General features: G+C 36.4%; 22 protein-coding genes and 1 riboswitch. Of the genes, 9 read left to right on the top strand and 13 right to left on the bottom strand.

What is annotated here, in order from left to right:
• Window positions 1-21: 21 nt before the first annotated feature.
• Window positions 22-924, top strand: a complete 903-nt coding sequence (locus MKZ17_RS04495; protein WP_340722605.1) for a LysR family transcriptional regulator — start codon at window positions 22-24, stop codon at window positions 922-924.
• A gap of 58 nt (window positions 925-982) precedes the next feature.
• Here the strand turns inward: MKZ17_RS04495 and MKZ17_RS04490 are convergent, their stop codons facing one another.
• The 10 genes from MKZ17_RS04490 to MKZ17_RS04445 all read right to left on the bottom strand — a co-directional run bounded on the left by MKZ17_RS04490 (window position 983) and on the right by MKZ17_RS04445 (window position 11125).
• Window positions 983-1789 (bottom strand): MetQ/NlpA family ABC transporter substrate-binding protein, encoded by an 807-nt coding sequence (locus tag MKZ17_RS04490; protein ID WP_340722604.1) that lies wholly within the window; start codon window positions 1787-1789, stop codon window positions 983-985.
• Between the two features lie 164 nt (window positions 1790-1953).
• Window positions 1954-2622: a methionine ABC transporter permease gene (locus MKZ17_RS04485; protein ID WP_340722603.1), complete on the bottom strand. Its 669-nt coding sequence runs from the start codon at window positions 2620-2622 to the stop codon at window positions 1954-1956.
• Entirely contained in the window at window positions 2615-3643 is a 1029-nt protein-coding gene (locus MKZ17_RS04480; protein WP_340722602.1) for a methionine ABC transporter ATP-binding protein, read from the bottom strand. Before MKZ17_RS04480 ends, MKZ17_RS04485 begins: the two co-directional genes overlap by 8 nt.
• A gap of 165 nt (window positions 3644-3808) precedes the next feature.
• A riboswitch (SAM riboswitch) is annotated at window positions 3809-3916 on the bottom strand.
• A gap of 61 nt (window positions 3917-3977) precedes the next feature.
• Entirely contained in the window at window positions 3978-4280 is a 303-nt protein-coding gene (locus tag MKZ17_RS04475) for a thioredoxin family protein (protein ID WP_340722601.1), read from the bottom strand.
• A gap of 7 nt (window positions 4281-4287) precedes the next feature.
• Entirely contained in the window at window positions 4288-4614 is a 327-nt protein-coding gene (locus tag MKZ17_RS04470; protein WP_340722600.1) for a toprim domain-containing protein, read from the bottom strand.
• A 131-nt stretch (window positions 4615-4745) separates the two neighbouring features.
• Window positions 4746-5126: a glycine cleavage system protein GcvH gene (gene gcvH, locus MKZ17_RS04465; RefSeq protein WP_340722599.1), complete on the bottom strand. Its 381-nt coding sequence runs from the start codon at window positions 5124-5126 to the stop codon at window positions 4746-4748.
• 80 nt (window positions 5127-5206) lie between these two features.
• On the bottom strand, window positions 5207-5563 hold the full coding sequence (locus MKZ17_RS04460) for an arsenate reductase family protein (protein WP_340722598.1): 357 nt from the start codon (window positions 5561-5563) through the stop codon (window positions 5207-5209).
• A 106-nt stretch (window positions 5564-5669) separates the two neighbouring features.
• The gene (locus MKZ17_RS04455; protein WP_340722597.1) at window positions 5670-7451 is read right to left on the bottom strand and encodes an acyl-CoA dehydrogenase family protein; all 1782 of its coding nucleotides are present in this window, start codon (window positions 7449-7451) and stop codon (window positions 5670-5672) included.
• Between the two features lie 42 nt (window positions 7452-7493).
• On the bottom strand, window positions 7494-8666 hold the full coding sequence (locus MKZ17_RS04450) for an acetyl-CoA C-acetyltransferase (RefSeq protein ID WP_340722596.1): 1173 nt from the start codon (window positions 8664-8666) through the stop codon (window positions 7494-7496).
• Window positions 8667-8740: 74 nt separating this feature from the next.
• Window positions 8741-11125, bottom strand: a complete 2385-nt coding sequence (locus tag MKZ17_RS04445) for a 3-hydroxyacyl-CoA dehydrogenase/enoyl-CoA hydratase family protein (protein ID WP_340722595.1) — start codon at window positions 11123-11125, stop codon at window positions 8741-8743.
• Window positions 11126-11454: 329 nt separating this feature from the next.
• Between MKZ17_RS04445 and MKZ17_RS04440 the strand changes: the two genes are divergently transcribed.
• The 3 genes from MKZ17_RS04440 (at window position 11455) to MKZ17_RS04430 (ending at window position 13866) form a co-directional block, all read left to right on the top strand.
• Window positions 11455-11772, top strand: a complete 318-nt coding sequence (locus MKZ17_RS04440; protein WP_340722594.1) for a thioredoxin family protein — start codon at window positions 11455-11457, stop codon at window positions 11770-11772.
• Between the two features lie 286 nt (window positions 11773-12058).
• The gene (locus MKZ17_RS04435) at window positions 12059-13258 is read left to right on the top strand and encodes an MFS transporter (protein WP_340722593.1); all 1200 of its coding nucleotides are present in this window, start codon (window positions 12059-12061) and stop codon (window positions 13256-13258) included.
• A complete protein-coding gene (locus tag MKZ17_RS04430; RefSeq protein ID WP_340722592.1) occupies window positions 13255-13866 on the top strand; it encodes an NAD(P)-dependent oxidoreductase in 612 nt (203 codons plus the stop codon). The genes MKZ17_RS04435 and MKZ17_RS04430 overlap by 4 nt, the downstream gene beginning before the upstream one ends.
• A gap of 58 nt (window positions 13867-13924) precedes the next feature.
• On the opposite strand, the gene MKZ17_RS04425 is transcribed toward MKZ17_RS04430, so the two are convergent.
• Window positions 13925-15379: a hypothetical protein gene (locus MKZ17_RS04425; RefSeq protein ID WP_340722591.1), complete on the bottom strand. Its 1455-nt coding sequence runs from the start codon at window positions 15377-15379 to the stop codon at window positions 13925-13927.
• Window positions 15345-15872 carry a sigma-70 family RNA polymerase sigma factor gene (locus MKZ17_RS04420; RefSeq protein ID WP_340722590.1) on the bottom strand — a complete coding sequence of 176 codons (528 nt, stop codon included), beginning with the start codon at window positions 15870-15872 and terminating at the stop codon, window positions 15345-15347. Before MKZ17_RS04420 ends, MKZ17_RS04425 begins: the two co-directional genes overlap by 35 nt.
• 286 nt (window positions 15873-16158) lie before the next feature.
• Here MKZ17_RS04420 and MKZ17_RS04415 point away from each other — a divergent pair, with 286 nt between their 5' ends.
• From MKZ17_RS04415 to MKZ17_RS04395, 5 genes are all read left to right on the top strand, one after another.
• The gene (locus tag MKZ17_RS04415; RefSeq protein WP_340722589.1) at window positions 16159-16686 is read left to right on the top strand and encodes a C39 family peptidase; all 528 of its coding nucleotides are present in this window, start codon (window positions 16159-16161) and stop codon (window positions 16684-16686) included.
• A gap of 110 nt (window positions 16687-16796) precedes the next feature.
• Window positions 16797-17774: a papain-like cysteine protease family protein gene (locus tag MKZ17_RS04410; protein ID WP_340722588.1), complete on the top strand. Its 978-nt coding sequence runs from the start codon at window positions 16797-16799 to the stop codon at window positions 17772-17774.
• A gap of 117 nt (window positions 17775-17891) precedes the next feature.
• A complete protein-coding gene (locus tag MKZ17_RS04405) occupies window positions 17892-18989 on the top strand; it encodes an endospore germination permease (RefSeq protein WP_340722587.1) in 1098 nt (365 codons plus the stop codon).
• Window positions 18976-20406: a spore germination protein gene (locus tag MKZ17_RS04400; protein WP_340722586.1), complete on the top strand. Its 1431-nt coding sequence runs from the start codon at window positions 18976-18978 to the stop codon at window positions 20404-20406. Before MKZ17_RS04405 ends, MKZ17_RS04400 begins: the two co-directional genes overlap by 14 nt.
• Window positions 20406-21557 (top strand): Ger(x)C family spore germination protein, encoded by a 1152-nt coding sequence (locus MKZ17_RS04395; RefSeq protein ID WP_340722585.1) that lies wholly within the window; start codon window positions 20406-20408, stop codon window positions 21555-21557. The genes MKZ17_RS04400 and MKZ17_RS04395 overlap by 1 nt, the downstream gene beginning before the upstream one ends.
• 19 nt (window positions 21558-21576) lie before the next feature.
• Here the strand turns inward: MKZ17_RS04395 and MKZ17_RS04390 are convergent, their stop codons facing one another.
• Entirely contained in the window at window positions 21577-22452 is an 876-nt protein-coding gene (locus MKZ17_RS04390; RefSeq protein WP_340722584.1) for a 5'-3' exonuclease, read from the bottom strand.
• Between the last annotated feature and the right edge of the window lie 12 nt (window positions 22453-22464).

The raw sequence follows: 22464 nt of genomic DNA, 5'->3' as shown, positions 1-22464 counted from the left end.
TAGATAAATGGGGTGTAACTAGTGGAATTACGACAATTACGTTACTTTGTCGAGGTAGCTGAACGGGAGCATATTTCGGAGGCAGCAGAGCATTTACACGTTGCCCAGTCTGCAATTAGCCGTCAAATTGCCAACCTAGAAGAAGAGCTTGGAGCACCACTTTTCGAGCGAGTTGGACGTAACGTCAAACTCACACCGATTGGGAAAACTTTTTTAGAACACAGCATTGCCGCTCTCAAGGCTATTGATTTTGCTGCAAAGCAAGTTGAAGAGTATTTAGACCCAGCAAAAGGGACAATTAAAGTCGGCTTCCCAACGAGCTTAGCAAGCTATGTTCTGCCGACTGTTATTTCAGCATTTAAAAAAGAGTACCCTGAGGTTTCTTTCCATTTACGCCAAGGATCGTATAAATATTTAATTGAAGCGGTAAAGAATCGCGAATTAAATTTAGCGTTACTCGGTCCATTACCTCCAAAAGATGAAACAATTGATACGACTGTTCTATTCAGCGAAAACATTCATGCTTTACTTCCAGCGACACATCCACTTGCAAAAAAAGAGAGTATTAACTTAATTGATTTACGAAATGATGATTTTGTACTATTCCCGGAAGGGTTTATTTTACAAAAGGTAGCAGTAGATGCATGTCGTTCAGTTGGATTTGTTCCAAATATTACATCTGAAGGCGAAGATATGGACGCTTTAAAAGGGTTAGTTGCTGCTGGAATTGGGGTAACACTTTTACCTGAAAGCTCTCTTTACGACTCTACACCGCGCATGACGGTTAAAGTACCTATCGCAACACCTGTCATCCGTAGAAATGTCGGAATTATTGCACCAACAACAAGAGAACTCGCACCATCTGAACAAGTATTTGTAGATTTTGTTTCTAAATTCTACTCGCGACTTACACGATTCCAATAAAAAAATCCCGATTTTTGATATTCAATCAAAAGTCGGGATTTTTTAGTTATTTTAGTTATTATTTTTCAACTGGAACTACCGAACCGCCCCACTCTTTTAAAATGAAATCTTGAATTTCTTTTGAGTGTAACGCTTCAACTAATGCTTTAATTTCTTTCGAATCTTCATCACCAGATTGTACTGCAATAATGTTGACATATGGTGAAGATTCACTTGATTCGATTGCAATCGAATCCTCTAATGGATTAATGCCATTATCGATGGCGAAGTTTGAATTGATTAATACTGCATCGCCCTCTTCGTTTTCATACATTTGTACTAACATTTCAGCAGCTGTATCGTAATCAAATACAAAGTTTTTCGGGTTTTCTACAATATCAGATAACTCTGCTTTTGTTTTATCAATACCATCAGCTAATTTAATTAAACCTTCTGTTTCAAGTAATGAAAGCATACGGCCATGGTCCGCTACTGAGTTTGAAAGTAAAATTGTTGCACCTTCAGGAAGTTCCTCTAAAGATTTATACTTTTTAGAATAAATACCGATTGGCTCGATGTGAATTTCCCCAGCATTTACAAAGTCATACCCAAAGTCAGCTTTTTGAGCTTCAAAATATGGAATGTGTTGGAAGTAGTTCGCATCTAAATCACCAGATTCTAAATCCTGGTTTGGTAATACGTAATCTGTATATGGTTCGATTTTTAACTCGATACCTTGCTCTTCTAAAATTGGTTTCACTTTTTCTAATATAACTGCGTGCGGAGTGTTCGATGCACCTACTACTAATTTTTCATCTTCCCCACCACATGCTGCAAGTGCAAAAACTGAAGCACCTAAAATAACGCTTGATAATAATTTTTTCATTGTTTTACCCTACCTTATTTTTAAATTTTTGATTTAGTTTTACGAAACATTTTTTATATTCAGTAAATTCTCCGTGAAGACGCGCCACTAATTAAGTGTGCGTCTATTTTTTAAATACAAAAGCTTCAAAACTAAATCAGTATAATTACGGCCTGCGCCTCTAACTATCGCTTGTCTACCTTTGTTGTAATAAAATCTCCGATGTATTGAATAATAAATACCACGACTAAAATTAAGATCGTCGCCATTAATGTTACGTCAGTACGGTTTCTCTGGAAACCATCTAAGAATGCCAGGTTTCCTAAACCACCTGCACCGATAATTCCAGCCATTGCTGTATAGCCTACTAATGCAACGGCTGTAACAGTAATCCCTGAAATTAGAGCAGGTAAGCTTTCTGGAATTAGCACTTTCCAAATGATTGTTGACGTTTTCGCACCCATTGATCGTGCCGCTTCAATAACTCCTTTATCAATTTCTCGGAGTGCGATTAATACCATACGAGCATAGAATGGTGCAGCACCAATAATTAATGCAGGTAATGCTGCATTCGCACCACGAATTGTTCCTAGAAGGAACTTTGTGAATGGAATTAATAAAATGATTAAAACGATAAATGGAATCGAACGGAAAATATTTACTATTGATCCAGTTAAAAAGTGTGCGGCTTTGTTCGCCCACAACTGATTGTCACTCGTTAAAAAGAGAACAATTCCGATAATAATCCCTAACACGAATGTAATGACCGTAGCAATTGTTGTCATATACAATGTTTCGTATGTTGCCTCCATCATTTTACCCCAGTCAACATTCGGAAATAATTGCTCAAGCATGCTCAATCACCTCCGTTTGAATTTCATGTTGCGCTAAAACATTTAATGCGGCAGTCACTTGATCTGGAGTACCGTCAATATGAATGTATAGAGTACCTAATGAACCACTAGTTGTTGTTGAAATTTTACCGTGAACAATATTTACGACAATATCAAATTGCTTAATGATTTGTGAAATAACAGGTTGCTCTGTCGTTTGACCAACGAAGCTTAATTTTACAATCTTACCAGATGGATGATTCGCTAAAATATGCTCGATGGAAGCTTGCATTTCTTGTGTTTCCCCTGATGCTTGTGATACAAAGTTTTTCGTAATTGGTGCTTGAGGCTGTTGGAATACTTGAAGAACATCCCCTTGCTCAACTACCTTACCGGCTTCCATAACAGCGACACGATGGCATATTTTCCGAATAACATGCATCTCATGGGTAATTAGAACAATCGTTAAGCCGATTTTTTTATTAATGTCTAACAGTAACTCTAATATTGATTCCGTTGTTTCTGGATCAAGTGCTGATGTCGCTTCATCACACAATAAGACTTCTGGATTGTTGGCAAGTGCTCTTGCTATTCCGACACGTTGCTTTTGCCCACCCGATAGCTGTGATGGGTAAGCTTTACCGCGGCCAGATAAACCTACAAGCTCAATTAATTCTTCTACACGCTTTGCACGTGCTTCTTTTGGTACTCCAGCAATTTCTAATGGAAATGCAATATTCTCCTCAACTGTACGAGACCAAAGTAAATTAAAATGCTGAAAAATCATGCTAATCTTTTGTCGCGCTTCACGTAGAGTAGTTCCGGAAGCCTTCGAAATATCTTGGCCGTTGACAATAACTGAACCGGTAGTTGGCTTTTCTAACCCATTTAACAGGCGAATCATTGTACTTTTACCGGCACCACTATAACCGATAATGCCAAATATTTCTCCATTTTTAATCGATAAGTTTACATTATCTACTGCTTTAAGCTCGCCGCTTTTCGTCTTGTAAACTTTCGTTATATTTTGTATATCAATCATTGTTTAAACTCCTTTAATCTGAAATAACCAACCAGTTATTTTCAAAACATTCCTGCACATTTCGCATCTTCGAAATCGAACAAAGGCGTTAAAAGCGCCATCTAACAATAAAAAACCTCTCTACAAAGACAAGTAGAAAGGTTTTCACATATACGCTGAACCGTTCTCTCATCTCTCAAAGATAATCTTTGTGTGAATTGGCACCTTTTCATTAAATATAATGCTGGTTGCCGGGCTTCATAGGGCACTTCCCTCCACCACTCTTTATAAGAGTAACGCTATTAAGTTTATTTATTATGAATGTTACTTTATCATGGTAAACTGCATACGTCAATTATTTTTTTAATATTTCATACAAAAAAGGTACGGATTGAAATGCATATATCTTTTCTGTAATTTGACCATCTTCTGAAATAATTAAGCAAGGTACGCTTTCAATTTTCAATTCGTAAGCTAATTGCTCCATATAATTGATATTTGTCATACCTAATGGAAAATCCGGTAATAATTGCTCAATTACTTCTAACATTTTTTTTGCTACACCACATGTGCCACACATTGGTGTATAAATATATAAGGCTGTTTTCCGATGTTGCTGGATTTGTTGTTCCCATACTTCTTTCGTCCACTGTTCCATCTTGATGTCATCCTTCTTTAATAATAAATTTCGCATCTTTAAGAAGCTTAATTAAAACTTTGGTTGGTGTTTCGGCTACTTCTCGAAATTGAAATGGAATAATTAAATGTTGCGCCTCTGAATAGACGCGGTTCATGAGCTTACGTAATTTTTCACCATTTCGATCTGCATCAAACATCGTCACCATTTCATAATGCTCATATGGTTCTAATAATTCAATTAAATCGTCTTCACTAATTGTACCATTTGTACAAAGAATCTCTACTTGTTCATTAAAAAGCGGGGTAATTTTTAGCTTATCTGAACGTCCCTCAACGATAATACATTTTTCCATTGTGAGCCTCCTTCATAGCTTCTCTAATACTAAGAGCATACCATATGACTCATTATTAAGAATCCTCGCCTATTTTATATTATAAAAAAAACGCTAAAACCTGATCACTCAGATTTTAGCGCAAAAATTAATTATTGTTCGATTAATTCCGCATAAGCGTCAGCATCCATTAAATCTTCTACTTCTGCTTCTACCGATAATTCTACTGTAATCATCCATGCCGTGCCGTATGGAGATTCATTAACGTATTCTGGGTTGTCTGAAAGTTCTTCATTAATAGCTACTACAGTACCTGATACAGGCGCGTATAGTTCAGAAACTGTTTTTACAGACTCAACGCTACCGAATGGCTGGTCTTTTGCAATCTCGTCACCTACTTCTGGTAACTCAACGAATACGATGTCACCTAATTCAGATTGAGCGAAATCAGTAATTCCGATTGTAGCTTTGCCGTCTTCAATTTTTACCCACTCGTGCTCTTTTGTATAACGTAATTCTTTTGGTGTGCTCATGAGAAAACCTCCAAGTAATATGTAGTACATTCATGTTCAGTTTGCCATATTTCGTTCGGAAATTCAACAAGAATAGCGCTTTATTTCCAAGTTTCCGAGAAGTCAGACTCCTTAAATCCTAATGTTAATTTATTACCATCTGTAACGATAGGTCGTTTAATTAACATCCCGTCTGATGCAAGTAATGTTAATTGCTCGTCCTCAGACATATTCGCTAGCTTATCTTTTAAGCCAAGCTCACGGTACTTTTGACCAGATGTATTAAAGAATTTTTTCAATGGCAAGCCACTTGCTTCATAATATGCTTTTAATTGCTCTTTAGAAGGTGTTTGCTCGACAAGATGAATGTTTTCGTATTGGACCCCATTTTCGTCTAACCATTTTTGAGCTTTTTTACAAGTTGTACATTTTGGATATTGAATCAATTGAATTGTCATGCTGGTACTCCTTTTTATCGTGAACTTTCTTCTTATTGTAACGGATTCGCTAGCACAACGCAAAATCGGATGCAGCGTCCTGCACCCGATTTTTTTTTAGTAACTATTAAACTACATACTTTTCAGCTTCAATTAGTTTTGCCGAAGCTTCACGCTTTTTCGGAATTAAGTTGTAAGGGTTGCTACGAGTTAATTTACGTAACGCTGATAAGATCATACGACCATTATCTCCTTCAACTGAAGCAAGTAATGTTTCTTTTGCTTCTTTTTCGATTTCTGCAAATGCTTCTTGACAGAAAATTTGTGTGTATAGAATTTTTTGTGCTGCTTTTTCTTCACCGTCACGCTCAATTGCTTTTTGCGTACGGATTACTGCAGATTCCATTGCATATAATTGGTTTGCAATGTTGGCGATATTCACTAGTACTTCTTGTTCTTGATCTAACTTGGCACCAAATCTTTGTGCCGCTGCACCAGCTACAAGAACAGCAATCTTCTTCGCGTTTTTCACTAAATATTTCTCTTGCTCTAATGCCGCTTCACCAATTTCCTCAGGCATTAACATTAATAGCTCATTTTGTAACTCTTGAGCAACTTGTAATAATGGTAACTCACCTTTAAGTGCTTTTTTCATGAATGTACCAGGTACGATCATACGGTTGATTTCGTTTGTACCCTCAAAAATACGGTTAATACGTGAGTCGCGGTAAATACGTTCTACCTCATACTCTGCCATGAAGCCGTAACCACCATGTAATTGCACTGCTTCATCCGCTACAAAGTCTAATGTTTCAGAACCAAATACTTTTGCAATTGAACATTCGATTGCATATTCAGCAATTGCAGCAGCAACTGATTTACCATCTTTTTGTTCGTCATCAGATAGCTGACTTAAGCGGTCCTCAAAGTAACCAACAGTTCGGTAATTTAATGACTCAGATGCGTAAATATGTGACGCCATTGTCGCAATTTTTTCTTTTGTTAAGTTGAAATCAGATAACTTTGTTTTAAATTGTTGACGTTGATTTGTGTAAGCAACAGCAAGCTCAAATGCACGTTTAGATGCACCTACTGTACCTACCCCTAGTTTGTAACGTCCGATATTTAAAATGTTGAATGCGATTACGTGACCACGACCTACTTCACCAAGTAAGTTTTCAACTGGAATCTCTGCATCTTCTAAAATTAAAGTACGAGTAGAAGACGATTTAATGCCCATTTTCTTCTCTTCTGGACCTACAGAAACACCTGGGTAAGAGCGCTCTACAATAAATGCAGTGAATTTCTCGCCGTCAATTTTTGCATAAACTACAAATACATCAGCGAAACCAGCATTTGTAATCCATTGCTTTTCACCGTTTAAAATGTAGTGTGTTCCAGCATCATTTAATTTTGCAGTAGTTTTTGCACCTAATGCATCAGAACCTGAACCCGGCTCAGTTAGTGCATATGCTGCGATTAACTCACCAGAAGCCAATTTTGGTAAGTAGTGCGATTTTTGCTCATGATTACCGAATAATACGATTGGTAAAGAACCAATCCCTACATGGGCACCATGTGTAATGGAGAAGCCACCAGCTGGTGACATTTTTTCAGCGATTAATGCTGACGAAATTTTGTCTAAGCCTAAGCCTTCATATTCTTCTGGCACATCCGCAGCTAATAAACCTAACTCACCCGCAGTTTTTAATAAACGTACTGAATGTTCGAATTCATGATGCTCTAAGTTTTCAATCACAGGTACGACTTCATTTTGTACATACTCTTGTGTTGTTTGAGCAATCATTTTTTGCTCATCAGTAAAGTCTTCTGGTGTAATTACGCGATTGATTTCTACGTCCTCAATTAAGAAGCCGCCACCTTTAATAATGCTTTTTGTTTGTTCCATAATAAATTCCTCCCTAAGGTCTTTGTAATCTGTTTATAAAAGTTAAAGTACTTCAAATACTCCAGCTGCGCCCATTCCGCCGCCGATACACATTGTTACAACACCGTACTTACCGCCACGTCGTTTTAACTCATTAATTAATTTGACAGTTAAAATAGCACCTGTTGCGCCAAGTGGGTGACCTAATGCGATAGCACCACCGTTTACATTCACTTTATCCATATCAATTCCTAACTCACGAACAACTTGGATTGATTGAGATGCGAATGCTTCGTTAATTTCCCAAAGGTCTACTTCATCTTGTGTAATCCCCGCAATTTCTAATGCTTTTGGAACTGCTACAATTGGACCGATTCCCATTACTTCTGGTGGTACACCACCAACTGCAAAGCCTAAAAATTTTGCAAGTGGTTGAATGCCTTGCTTTTCAGCCTCTTCACGGTCCATAACTAGCACCGCTGCTGCTCCGTCAGATGTTTGTGAAGCGTTACCAGCTGTTACTGATCCTTTCACGTTAAATGCTGGGCGTAACTTCGCTAAACCTTCTAGTGAAGTACCTGGACGTACGCCTTCATCTGTATCAAAGGTAGTTTTCTTCTCTTGTAATTTATTATTTTCGTCCACATAGTACTCCGTCACTTCTATTGGAACGATTTCGTCTTTAAATTTTCCTTCTTTAATCGCCTTTTCAGCTAATTCATGAGAACGTACTGCAAATGCATCTTGATCTTCACGCGTAACGTTGTAGCGATTTGCTACTTCTTCTGCTGTATGCCCCATACCGATATAGTATTGAGGTGCCTCCTCGGCTAATTTTGGATTTAAGCGCACTGTGTTACCAGTCATCGGAATCATACTCATAGATTCAGTACCACCTGCAACGATTGCTTTTGAGTGACCAAGCATGATGCGCTCGGCAGCATATGCAATTGTTTGTAAACCTGATGAACAGAAGCGGTTTACTGTTAATGCTGGTGTTGTATCAGGTAATCCTGCTAGTGCTCCAACTAAACGTGCAACGTTCATTCCTTGCTCTGCTTCTGGCATCGCACATCCCATAATTAAATCATCAATCGGACCTTCATAGCCCGCACGCTTTAACGTTTCCTTAACTACTACTGCACCAAAATCATCTGGACGTGTATTGGCTAGTGTCCCTTTTTTTGCACGTCCGATTGGTGTTCTCGCTCCTGCAACGATAACGGCTTCACGCATAATGATGTTTCCCCCTTGTAATCGCTAGCAGCAATATTGCCGCTAGCGCAAAATATTTAATAGAACGTTTTACATTAGTTACGTAATGGCTTTCCTTTTACAAGCATGTGTTGCATACGCATTTGTGATTTTGAGTCTGCAACTAATTGTAGGAATGCTTCTTTTTCAAGGTTTAATAAATAATCTTCCGAAACTTCTGTTCCATATGGTACTTTACCACCGGCAATTACATAAGCTAATTTCTTTGCAATTTTAAGATCATGCTCTGAAATGAAGCCTGAATCAAACATACCTTGAGCTCCAAGTAATAATGTTGCATATCCCGGTGCACCGACCACTTTCACTAACTTTTTCACTGGCGGTGTGTAGCCAGCTTCAGCTAGTGCTAATGCTGCCTGTTTTGCATCATAAATTAAGTGATCTGGGTTCACAGAAATACCATCCGCAAAGTTTAAGAAGTTGTTTTCACGTGCTTCTTCACCAGAAGTCGAAACTTTTGCCATTGCAATTGTTTCAAATACTTTATTCGCAATATGCTGGTAATCTACTTCTACACCATTCGGTAAGCCTTTAATGAATTTTTCATATAGACCGATGTTACCGCCACCGCCTGGAATTAGGCCAACTCCTACTTCAACAAGACCCATATATGTTTCTGCTGAAGCTTGAATATGTGCAGCTGGTAAACATACTTCTGCTCCTCCTCCTAACGTCATTTGGAATGGAGCTGCTACAACAGGTTTCGAACTATATTTAATACGGCGCATCGCTTGTTGGAATGACTTAATAACGAAATCTAATTCGAAAATATTATCGTCTTGTGCCTCCATTAAAATCATCCCTAGGTTAGCTCCCACACAGAAGTTTTTACCTTGGTTACCAATAACAAGGCCTTTGAAATTTTTCTCTACTTCATCAATTGCATAGTTAATCATTTGAATGATATCTAACCCAATTGCATTTGAACGAGAGTGGAACTCAAGTAATGCAATGCCATCACCAATGTCTATTAAACTTGCACCTGAATTTGCTTTAATAACACCATGTTTTTTCTTATAACGTTTTAAATCAATTGCTTTTTCATTTATTGGTACTTTTACATACTCTGTACCATTATAGTAAGCTAGGTCCCCATCAATTTCTGAATAGAACGTTGTGAATCCATTGTCTAGTAAACTTGTTACGAAAGCAGGGATTTCACGCCCTTCTTCTTTCATTTTTTCGATTGATTTTTCTACCCCGATTGCATCCCACATTTCGAATGGACCTTGTGCCCAGCCGAAGCCCCATTTCATCGCATTGTCAATTGCTACGATGTCATCTGCAATTTCACCTAATAGCTTGGCAGAATAGATTAATGTTGGAGCAAATGAGTTCCATAATAATTCACCAACGCGGTCTTTTGCGTATATTAATGTTTTTAATTTACCGCCAGGACCTTTTGCTTGTTTTGCCATTTCAAGAGAAGGGGCAACAAGTTTTTTTGTTGGCTCGTATTCAAATGTTGATAAATTTAATTCTAAAATCTGTTTTCCTTCCTTTTTAAAGAAGCCTTGACCAGACTTAGCACCTAACCAACCATTTGAGATCATCTTGTTTAAAATTGGTGACTCTTCAAATACCGCTTGCTCTTCACCCGTTGTATGGTCATATACGTTTTTAGCCACATGCGCAAACGTATCAAGACCTACTACATCAAGTGTTCGGAATGTCGCCGATTTTGGACGACCAATAATTGGCCCCGTCACTGAATCTACTTCACCTACTGAATAATTACGGGCAACCATTTCTTGCATTGTTACTAACAAACCGTATGTTCCTATACGGTTGGCAATAAAGTTTGGTGTATCTTTTGCAATTACAACACCTTTACCAAGTACGTCTTCACCGAACACTTTCATGAACTCGACAACTTCTGATTTTGTAGTGTTTGCTGGAATGACTTCTAGTAATTTCAAATAGCGTGGTGGGTTGAAGAAGTGTGTTCCAAGGAAATGTGCTTGGAAATCTTCTGAACGTTCCTCCGCCATTGCGTTAATGCTTACCCCTGATGTATTCGATGATACAATTGTGCCTGGCTTACGCACTGCATCAATCTTTTCAAATAAACCTTTTTTAATTTCTAATTTTTCTACGATAACTTCGATAATCCAGTCTACATCTTTCAACTTATCTAGATCATCATCAAAGTTCCCTGGCGTAATTAATGCTAGATTTTTTTTCGATGAAAGTGGCGCTGGTTTTTGCTTTAATAGTTTTTGTAGTGCACCAGCTGCAAAACGATTTTTTACAACCTTTGAATCTAGTGATAATCCTTTAGCTTCTTCTTCTTTCGTTAGCTCATTTGGCACGATATCAAGTAATAGTGTAGGAATCCCGATGTTTGCTAAATGTGCTGCAATACCTGAACCCATAACCCCTGAACCTAAAACAGCTACTTTTTGAATTTTGTAAGACACGAGCACTTCCCCCTTCTCCTTTGAATGAACAGTCATTCATTTTGAAATGAAAAAAAAACTTCAAACAGCTTTTCTGTTCTTAGTGTAGATTATTTTGATAATTTGCGCAATAATTTTCTCACAATTTTTAGAAAAACATATTGCTTATAAACATAGCTCAAATTAATAGCTTCTCTTAAGTGAGGTTCTATTTTCTTAAAGTCTCTAAATAAATATATTATTCTAATTTAATACACAAAAGGCAAATACACGCTTTCAATCTTTTGAAGCTTAATTACTTTTCGTAATTGTCCTTTCTGTGTACAATGAGCATAAGGAGCGTGATAAATATGCAAGAAATTACTACGATTGAACAATTTACTGAATTAACAGGAACAGACAAAAAGGTGATTATTAAATTTTATGCTGGCTGGTGTCCAGATTGCACACGTATGGATATGTTTATCGATCCAATTATTGAAGAGCATAATCAATTTGACTGGTACTCAATCAACCGAGATAACTTCCCTGATCTAGCTGAAAAGTATCAAGTAATGGGAATTCCTTCGTTATTAATCTTCCAAAACGGCGAAAAGCTAGCACACTTACATAGTGCTAATGCTAAATCACCAGCTCAAGTTGAGGAATTTTTAACTGCACAAGTTTAATTTATATGAGCCCATCTTATCGTGATAATAAAACGATAGATTGGGCTTTTATTTTATTCACTCGTGTTTGTGTATCAGATTGTCATATATTATTGTAGTTTTGTCCTATTTCATCATCATTTTGTCCATTAACCCCCATATTGTCCTTTTCCATTAACTAATAGTCTCTTCAAACCAAAAATTGTCCATTATGGCTATTACTCTTATACAAACGAGATTTGTTTTCATATCCATTCCATATTACAATGGACTACATGAAAAAATTGTTTTTTAGGAAGGAAACATCATGACGACAGATCAACGAAAGAAATTAGCATTACTAATGCTCAACATGTTTATTGCAGTTGGAAGTTTTGGAATCATTATTCCCGTTATTCCTGCATATTTAAAAGAAATTGGTCAAGGTGGTACAGCCGCTGGATTAATTATTGCAATCTTTGCCTTTGCACAATTTTTAGTGTCTCCTATTGGAGGTAAATGGACAGATAAATATGGACGTCGACCGTTAATTAATATCGGGCTTTTAACGTTAGCAATCTCGATGTTTATTTTTTATTTTGCAGACTCCATTGTTTTACTTTATATTTCTCGCGCTATTGGTGGTATTGGTTGTGCATTTTTAATACCTGCTATTTATGCGTATGTCGCGGATATTACAACGATGGACCAACGCGCTAAAGGCAATAGCTTTATTTCGGCTGCTATGTCTTTAGGAATTGTTATTGGTCCTGGAATCGGCGGATATTTAGCACAATTTGGTTTAAAAATCCCACTATTAGTATCGGCTATTGTCGGATTACTTGCCTTTGTCGTGTCATTCTTCACACTAAAGGAAAGCCAGGTAGAAAAGCCTGAAATATTCGATATTCCAAACCAATCGATGGTGAAAGACATCATTTTATCCGTGAAAAAACCGTTTTTTATTCCTTTAGTTATTACGCTTATTATGAGCTTCGGATTAATGGCTTATGAAACAGTACTTGGACTATATGTTGATAACCAATTTGGTGCGACACCAGAGGAAATAGCCTTTATGGTAACTTCAACTGGTCTTGTCGGAGTGATTATGCAGCTATTTGTAGTGGACCGAATTGTGAAATCGATAGGCGAGCTAAATGTATTAAAATTATTTTTAATCGTGACAGCTATTGGATTTTTCCTATCGATAATTGCAGGAAGTTATGCAATGTTCTTTGCGATTTCATTATTAATCTTCCTCGCAACATCTATTTTACGTCCTGTTTTAACAACGCTTATTTCAAAACTAGCTGGTAAAGAACAAGGTTTTGCCATGGGAATGAATAATGCATATATGAGTATCGGAAATATTTTAGGTCCTTTACTTGCTGGCGCACTATATGATGTTCAAATTTTATATCCATTTATTGCAGGGCTCATTATTTTAATCTTTACGATTGGCTTAACCTTTATGTGGAAAGGTGCAAAGCAGACACAAACGAATGAAATAAAGGGAGGATTCCAATGAAAATCATTGTCTTTGGTGCAACAGGTGGTGTTGGCCAGCATTTCGTAGAAATGGCTTTGGCTGCTGGTCATGACGTAACTGCCTTTGTTCGAACACCTGAAAAATTAAAAACGACAGATGTCACAATTATTCAAGGAGATGCATTTAATGCGAATGATGTAGCGAGTGCAATTCCTGGTCATGAAGCCGTTATATCTTGTTTAGGCTCCAGTACGGGCATGAAAAAATCAAACGAGCTTGAAGCAATGGGGAAAAATATTGCAGACGGAATGGTAAAAGCAGGCGTAAAGCGTCTTGTATATTGTGCCTCAGCAGGTGTAGACGGAGAAATTCCAGGCATACCAGGAAAGCTAATGATGAAGATGCTTGCTAATCCTTTAGCTGATCATCGCAATGCACTAAATTACTATAAAACAAAGAACATCATTTATACGATTGCTCGACCAATGGGACTTAAAAATGACTTACTTGTAACAGACTATAAGGAAGCTTTTGAAGGTGTACCAAAAGGCTCCTCATCCATACCAAGAGCCAGTGTTGCCCATTTTATGTTGAAAGCTTTAACAGATCCCGCCTATGAAAATAAATCGGTTGGATTATGTAGATAATTGGGTTAAAAGAAAGACGACTATGCATTCATTCCATCATGAATACATAGTCGTTTTTTTACTCTGATAAATACATCCCTGTTGTAAATTCATTCCCCTTGTCATCAATAAATACACGTTCCGCAATTCTGGTCAACGTCATTTCAAAACCGTCATCTCCTGTAATGTAATACGTACTATCTTTTACAGTTACTTTAATATTTTTATAAGTAGCATCTATTGCTTCTAAATGATTTTTATTTTTATTCTTAGCATAAGGGCTAGGGTCAATGTCAGGGCGAAGTACGACCCTTAACTCATCGTTATAAAACTCAAGCCGATTAAATCCTCGTCCAATCAAAAATAACATGTTTAAATGACTAACCTTTGCCTCTAATGGCTTGTCATATAATACAACTTCTAACTTATCAAACTGTTGGAACCGATAATATTGTGACTTTTGGAAGTCATCCTCAGAGTATTTCAACAAAATCATATCCCCTTCTGCTTCAACATTGTAAAATTCTACTGGACCAATCAAATTTGCTGATTCCAAAATAGGGGCATTAACTAAAATTCCGTCACGAATAGTTGCAATTGTAGGGTCTTGACCTCCCCAAATAAAAAAAGGATTCTCGTGAAAGCCTAATTGATTATTGATCATACCTTGCCTATCTGTACTACCACTTAAATGCTGAAATTGCCCTTCACGATTTTTATAAAGAATCTCTACCTTTGAACTCTTTTCGTCTACGATATAATACTCGTTTTTAGCAATCCCTGTTGCATATGACTGACCACTACTCACAATCGGAAATTCGAACAGATCACCTTCCATTGTTTCGATAATTCTCCATGTTCCTTTTGTCGTTTTTAATTGATATAGCTTTACCCCGTCTTCGTAAGTTTGCGTTTCAAATGCTTTCTGATATTTTCCTAAATCGAAATTTTCTAATTGTACTGCAAACGGAGCAGGACGGTACTGTAATGGAATAGAAGTTGGTAAGTGAATGTTCCTATATTCAGTAAACTTGTTGTCATTACTAAGGGTGATTTTTCTACTGTTCTTAACTAGGTTAAGCTGGTTTATAAAGTAATGTCCTTCTCCTTTAGGTAACAAAACAAATACTGTGTAAGAATCTTCATATTCAATTGTTTTTAAAATAGTAAGTGGCTCATTTAACTTATAATTACTGTACTGATGAAAGATTTCCTTCGCATCTTCATCTGAAACTTTTGCGAAGGCTTGCGCATTTTTCAATGAAATAGCTTCGAAATAATGACGAACAATTGCTTCATATTTTGCTGGTAATTCATTATTTTCTATTGTTGTCGCTTGGCGCTGTTCGTTTGGCATAAAATAGAGAATCATTCCGATGAAGAACACTAAGCTTAATACAATAATAGGATGTACCCATGAAACTTTGTTTAGTATCTTTTTTGGAACCATTACTCTCTTAACAAAAGCATCATTTAACAAGGGCTTGTTACTTATCATCTCATCTATAGCCTTTTTCAATTGATTGTCCTTCATCTAAATCACTTCCTTCCAATTTGATTTTCAGCTTCTCGCGGGCACGTCGTAGGCGCGTTTTGATTGTATTGTCCGAAACACTTAATAATGCGGCGATTTCTTCAATTTTCAGCTCTTTATAATAATAAAATATAATGACCTCTCGATATTTCACTGGCAATTCAAAAACCGCTCTTCCTAGCATATTATTTTCGGATAATTCCATTACTTGTTGTTCTGCAGACTTAGATCCATTAAATATTTTTTGAATTTTATTCGTTAAAACGGTATTTTTATAGCTCCAGCTGCGTAAATAATCATAACTACGATTAATTGTTAATCGGTATAAATAGGTGCGATAGCTAGATTCACCTCGAAATTGTTGTTGTGCTTCAAAAGCCTTTAATAGCACATCTTGTACAATATCTTCTGCTACTTCTTGGCTTTTCACATATGTATACGCAAGCCGTAGCAGTTCCTCTCCATGGGTTCGAATGAATAGTTCAAGTTGCATTAAGTACCCCCTTGTTTATTTAGTTTTCCGTTAGACGGAGTGCTCCCTTTTTTAGTTTCACTTTCAAAAAGGTTAACTTTTTATTATTTGGGTATATTATATAGTTGTAAGGTGAACCTTCAATCAATGGAAGCATTATCCATTGTTTGCCTTCATCAATCGTGCATTAACGGGCAGTTAATTTCATACTGTCCGTGTTAATACGGATACGGTAAATTTCATTCTCTGGAGAGGTTCCTCATCTCCACAGATTATTAATAAAAACAATCCATTGGAGGTAAATGATATGCGTGTACAACTTAACGTTAATGGAAAATCACAATATAGTTCGGATATACGTCCTGAATTTCAAAATTCTGCCTGTGGACCGACAACTGCACAGGTAATATTAAATTATTTAAATCAAGAAAATAAGGACCTTGCTAATAAAGATATTAATGAGCTCTATGAATATCTAGGAGGGACGAAAATTGGTCTCTTTAAATGGCGGATGATTCGAAACCTTCGACGCTTACTTGGAGAACAATGGTGTATAGAAGAGTGCACAATTACCGAAGCAATTGAACAATTACGATTTGGAAATCCGGTCGCAATGAAATTTGATGTGTATTTCACGGGTCAATTCTTTTCAAAAAATAAACCCCTTTATAAATATCATTGGGTGCCGCTAATTGGCTATGAAATAAAAAACAATGAATTATACTTAATGATTCATGACAATGGCGGTAAAAACCGTGAAAGTCAAGTTCGTTCTTTTAAATACGACGATAACCGCAAAGTATTAAGCTATGTAAAAATCGAACAAAAAAAGTAGCCTAATCGCTACTTTTTTTATTGTTTATTGTTGCACTATTATTATTTTACTCTATAATAAATTCTTGTGCTTAGAAAGCAACAAACAACTTAGAATAGGTGGAGTGATAAATGAAAAGAACCCTTACAGCAGTTTTAGCATCTGCAATGTTTCTGGGTGCATGCTCAGGAGAAGAAAATCAAGACAATGCGGAAGCTCAAGTAGACACAAATGCGTCAGCAGAAACTACTGTGGCAGTTAAACCAACCCCAATTAAAGGTGAAGATTTCGATGAAGCAGGTGGTGCAGATGCATACGCAAATGCAGGCGATCATCCAGAATCTCGCTATTACAAAGCACCTGATTTTTACAATTTAAAATCAGATAAAAACTTAACGATTATTGAAAACTTCCAAACGATGCAACAGACGACAGAATGGTCTTGTGGTCCAGCTACTGCGTTAATGGTCGCGAATCATTTCGGATTTGACGAATTGACTGAAATGGATATTGCAACGCAAATGAAGGCAATGACAGATTTAGATGTAGAGGGAGCATTACCTGGATCAGCTAATAATTTCCATGAATATGGTTCTGATGTTTCTCAAATACACGATTTCTTTGTTAGCTTAGAAGGCTTTGAAGTTGTAGAATCTAGCTACCGCACAGATTACAACGAAGCGGATTTAATTCAAGCGGACTCTGGTGCTACAGGTAGCAATGTTGGTAATTTACCAGAAACATTTACTTGGAATAGCTTATATTCTTCAGAGAACAGTGATACAACTGAGGCTTGGGTTAGTGATGCTAAAGATAGCTATTTCGTAAAATGGCTTACTGACCACTTAACAAATGAACGTCCAATTATGGTTGAATGGGGCGACTGGGGTGGACATTGGCAAGCAATTATCGGATACGATAACATGGGTACTCCAGGTATCGGTGATGACGTATTAATTTTTGCGGATCCATATGATACATCAGATCATTGGCAGGACGGGTATTACTATTATCCACTTGAACGCTGGTTCGGCATGTGGAATGACCGTAATATTGCACCAAAGCCATTCCAATTACAACCGTACATCGTAGTTGATTATAAAAAATAACGGACAAAACGCACTAAAGTAATACACTTTGGTGCGTTTTTATTTCTTTTTCCTCATACACCGTTTAAATATGTATTTTCTTTCCAATACTACTTTTAAAAAACGTGAGGATCTAAAATGAAAAATATTGAATCAATTAGCATTTTACATATTATTTTTTTATCAATGACTGTAATAGGTTTAAAAAACCATGTTACGATTATCCCTTCTTTACTAAATGGCGCAGGACGTGATGCTTGGATGTCCGTTATTGTTGCCACAATTCTATTAATCCCTTGGTTACTTTTACTTTTATTTATTCAAAAAAAACTAGGGGATAAGTCTTTACGCGCAAATCTACTAGAGAATTACCCTAGATTAGGAAAAGTATTCATTTACGTTACTGTATTTTATTTATTGCTAATGGCTGCATTTACATTACGCGAAACGTTGCAATGGGTAGCAATAACTTTTCTTGTTGAAACCCCTGTTCTATTGCTCTTTTTCTTTTTTGCAATTATTTGTTTAGTTTTTGCAATGTCATCGATTCTAAGTATAACAATGGTTAATGTTATCGTACTGTGTGGAGTACTTGTACTTGGTTTTTTAGTTGCCTTTGTAAATATTCCAGTAAAAGATTACATGTTGTTGTTACCATTTTTGGAGCATGGTGTTACACCCGTGTTAAAAACTGTTTTGTTTCCAGCATCCGGTTTTGTAGAGTTATTACTATTTATTTTCATCCAACATCATTTCAAATCGAAGTTAAAATTCAGACATTTATTACTAATGCTTTTTTTACTTTTCGGCTTAACACTTGGTCCTCTAATTGGCGCCATTACGGAATTTGGTCCTACTGAAGCGGCAAATCAACGTTACCCGGCCTTTGAAGAATGGCGTATTGCTGCTATTGGTAGCTTTATTGATCATATTGATTTCTTCTCTATTTACCAATGGCTCACAGGTGCATTTGTGAGAATCGGCTTTATTTTATATGTGGTCATTGAGTTATTAGATTTAACAGGTAATAAAAAAAGAATATGGTCTACCGTTGCTCCTGCCTTTATTTTTTGTACGTTACCGCTATTTTTATTGCAAGACAGTATATTTATTAAATTAAAGGGACAATATTTTTTAATAAGTACTTGTTTATTTTTATTCATTTTATCGTTTCTTATAGCACTTCTCTTAAAACGAAAAAAAAATAATAAGGCGGCAGATTATGCATCCAATTGATTTAATTACATTAAAGGACCAATTTGAGAATTGTGCAGATGTCCGTTTTCAAACGTATCAATTTCAAGCAAGTAATGTGACTCTCGTTATTTGTGAATCGATGATTGACAATTATTTATTAAATGAAGTTGTTGTCCCCCGGTTGCAATCGGTTTGTGACCAAAAACAATTACCAGAAAAAAAAGCGCTACCTCAAAGTTTATTTCTTCCTGGTCTACAGCAAGTCGATAAATTACAGGATGCAGTAACGAATGTTTTTAGTGGGTTTGTATTAATTTATATTGAAGATACTAAAATTTTACTTTCGAGTAATATTGAAAAGAAACCGAATCGAAGTCCTGAGGAAACAAATTTAGAAGTACTTATTAAAGGACCCAGAGATAACTTCATTGAAGATTTAGGCGTTAATATTGCTCTAATTCGTAAGCGGCTGCCTACAAATTCTCTTTCTGTAGAAAAACTAACTCTAGGTAAACGGTCAAAAACAAAAATAGCCATTTTATATTTTAAGGATATTGCCAATTTGTCTATTTTAAAGGAGGTAAAAGGAAAGCTTAATTCAATTGATACTGATGCTATTTTAAGTGGTGAGCTATTAATGGAAAGACTAAATAGTAATTCTTATTTAGTCCCTTTGAATGATACGACAGGACGTCCAGACTTTGCTATTCAATCTTTAATTACAGGACGTTTTGTCCTTCTAATTGATGGAATCGCATATGCTATGATTACACCCGTTAATGTGCTAATGCTACTTAAATCGGGAGAGGACAATGATTACCCAGTTTTTTTCAGTTCACTAGAACGATTATTACGATTTGCGAGTATATTAATTGCAATATTACTACCAGCTTTTTGGTTAGCTTTAACAACTTTCCATCAAGAACAACTACCAATTCAATTACTTGCAACTGTCGTTCAATCAAATACTGGTTCACCTCTTCCATCAGCGATTGAAATGTTAGGGATGCTTTTTATGTTTGAATTATTTCGCGAAGCTGGTTTACGCTTACCAAGTATTTTAGGGGGGACGATTAGCGTTGTTGGAGGACTAATTATTGGAGATGCTGCAATTCGTGCTGGGATTACTAGTCCTGCAATGATTGTTATTATTGCGATCTCTACTATTGCAACGTTTACACTTGTCAACCAATCCTTAGTTACATCAGTTAGTATAATGCGTATAGGGTTTATTTTTATTACCTCTTTATTTGGCTTATTCGGTTTCTTTCTGTCAATCTATATTGTTTTGATTTTTCTTGGAAACATTCGAATTTTTAGTTATCCATATTTGGGTATTGCTGCAGATTTAAGTTGGGATAATATAAAGAAAACGATTTTTCGTCCACCTTCTAAAGAATATAAAAAACGCCCTTCAATTTTAGACCCTAAAGATAAAACGAAGGAGGGAAATTAATGAAGAAACTTTTATTTTTCCCATTTTTACTATTATTAGCTGGTTGCTGGGATACAAATCAAGCTGAGCGAATGTATTATATTCATGGACTTGGATTTGACTATAAAGACGAAGAATACAAAATATATGCTCAAATTATTGATTTTACTAACATTGCAAAATCAGAACAGCCAAACCCTGAAGCAACACAGGTAGAAGTCGGGATTGCCAATGGCAGAACATTTGATGAAGCCTTTTTCAACTTATACAATTCAATGGATGAGCGCTTATTTTTTGGACACTTATCATATGTTATTTTTTCAGAAAACATTGTGAAGGAAAATAAGGCGCAACCTATAGTAAACGCATTTATTCGCTATCGCGAACTACGCTATACTACATGGGCATATGTTACGAATTCATCTATTGACGAAATAATGTCTACAACACCCATTTTAAATAAATCAATTACACTTTCAAAATTATCAGACCCATTAAATTCCTTTAGTCAGTCATCCCTTATTCGACCGATTCGCTTTCGAGAGTTAATGATTCAACTGGACGAGCCAAGCCATGAGGCACATATTCCATTTGTTGAAGTTAAAGAAAATTGGACTACAAATAAAGGTGAAGATACTATTCATGGATTTTCTGGCATGTCCATCATTTCAAAAAAATCTGGATTAAAAGGAACTATACCTCTGGATCAGGCAAGAGGTTTGCAATTTATGACAGACAAAACAAAACGCTCTAGTTTAACAGTTAAATATCCTGCCCTTGACGATCCATACATTACACTTAACGTCGATAAAGTCAAACCTGAAATCATTCCAATTGTTACTAAAGATGGCGTTCAATTTGACATTACCGTTAAAATAATTGTGACAGCAAACGAATTCCCAGCGGAGGAAAATGAAGATAAATTTCAAGATGCTGTCAAAAAAGAGATGAAGCATGAAATTGAAAAAACCTACAAAGCAGGGTTAGAACAAGATATCGACATTTATAGGTTATCAGAAGTTGTTTATCGGAAAGAACTTAAGGCGTGGAAGAAATTTCAAAATGACGGGAAAATTCCTTTGAATGAATCTTCCATTCGAACTTTGAATATTGACTTTGCCCAAATAAAAGGCGAGCGAATAATTACAGAAAAAGGGGAGTATGATCTATAAGGATCATACTCTCCTTTTATTAATAAATCGAACGAGCATGTTTTGAAATCAAACGGTAGCCCCTTTGCTCAACAATATCGAATAAATCAGTTGTATAGCTTGATAGTCGTAATGACTCTAAACCTACCTCTATCTCCGCACTACAATGGATTGTTGCCAATTGATGTGACAAGCGTAGCATTGCTTCATTTTCACTAATTTTAATACGTTGACCAGGTTTTAAAGTTGGTAAAGCTTCCATTACCCCATCGATCGATCCATGATTTTGAATTAATTGAAGTGCTGTTTTTGGGCCAATCCCCTTTACACCAGGATAACCATCACTTGTATCCCCCATAAATGCCTTCACTTCAGCAAATTGCTTTGGCGTAATACCATATTCATCAACAAATCTTGATTCTGTGTATACATCGTATTCTGAATATCCTTTTTTTGTAAATGCGATTGTCGTTGAGGGATTTAGTAATTGCAATAAATCTTTGTCACCACTAATGACCGTAATTTGTGCCTCATCCTTCCACTTTTCAATCATAGAACCGATTAAGTCATCTGCCTCTAAACCAGGTATACCAAAGTTTTGCCAACCAATCATTTGTGATACTTCTTTTGCCATATCAAATTGTGGCAACATTTCTTCTGGTGGCGCTGGACGATTTGCCTTATAGCCTTCAAATAGATCATTACGGAACGTGTGTGCTCCCATATCCCAACATACCGCTAAATGGGTAGGTTTCATTAAACTTTGTGCTGTTAATACGTGACGCGCAAAGCCTTGTACGCCATTGGATGGGGTACCATCTTCCAAACGGATAAATTGATTCATCGCTGCCGATGCAAAAAACGAACGGAATAATAATGCCATACCATCAACTATTAATAAATGTGGTTTTGTCATACTATAACTTCC

Origin of the sequence: Solibacillus sp. FSL R7-0682 (assembly GCF_038005985.1) — a bacterium.
Taxonomy (GTDB): domain Bacteria; phylum Bacillota; class Bacilli; order Bacillales_A; family Planococcaceae; genus Solibacillus.
Note: the sequence above shows the minus strand (reverse complement) of the source record. Positions and strands in the feature narration are given on the sequence as shown.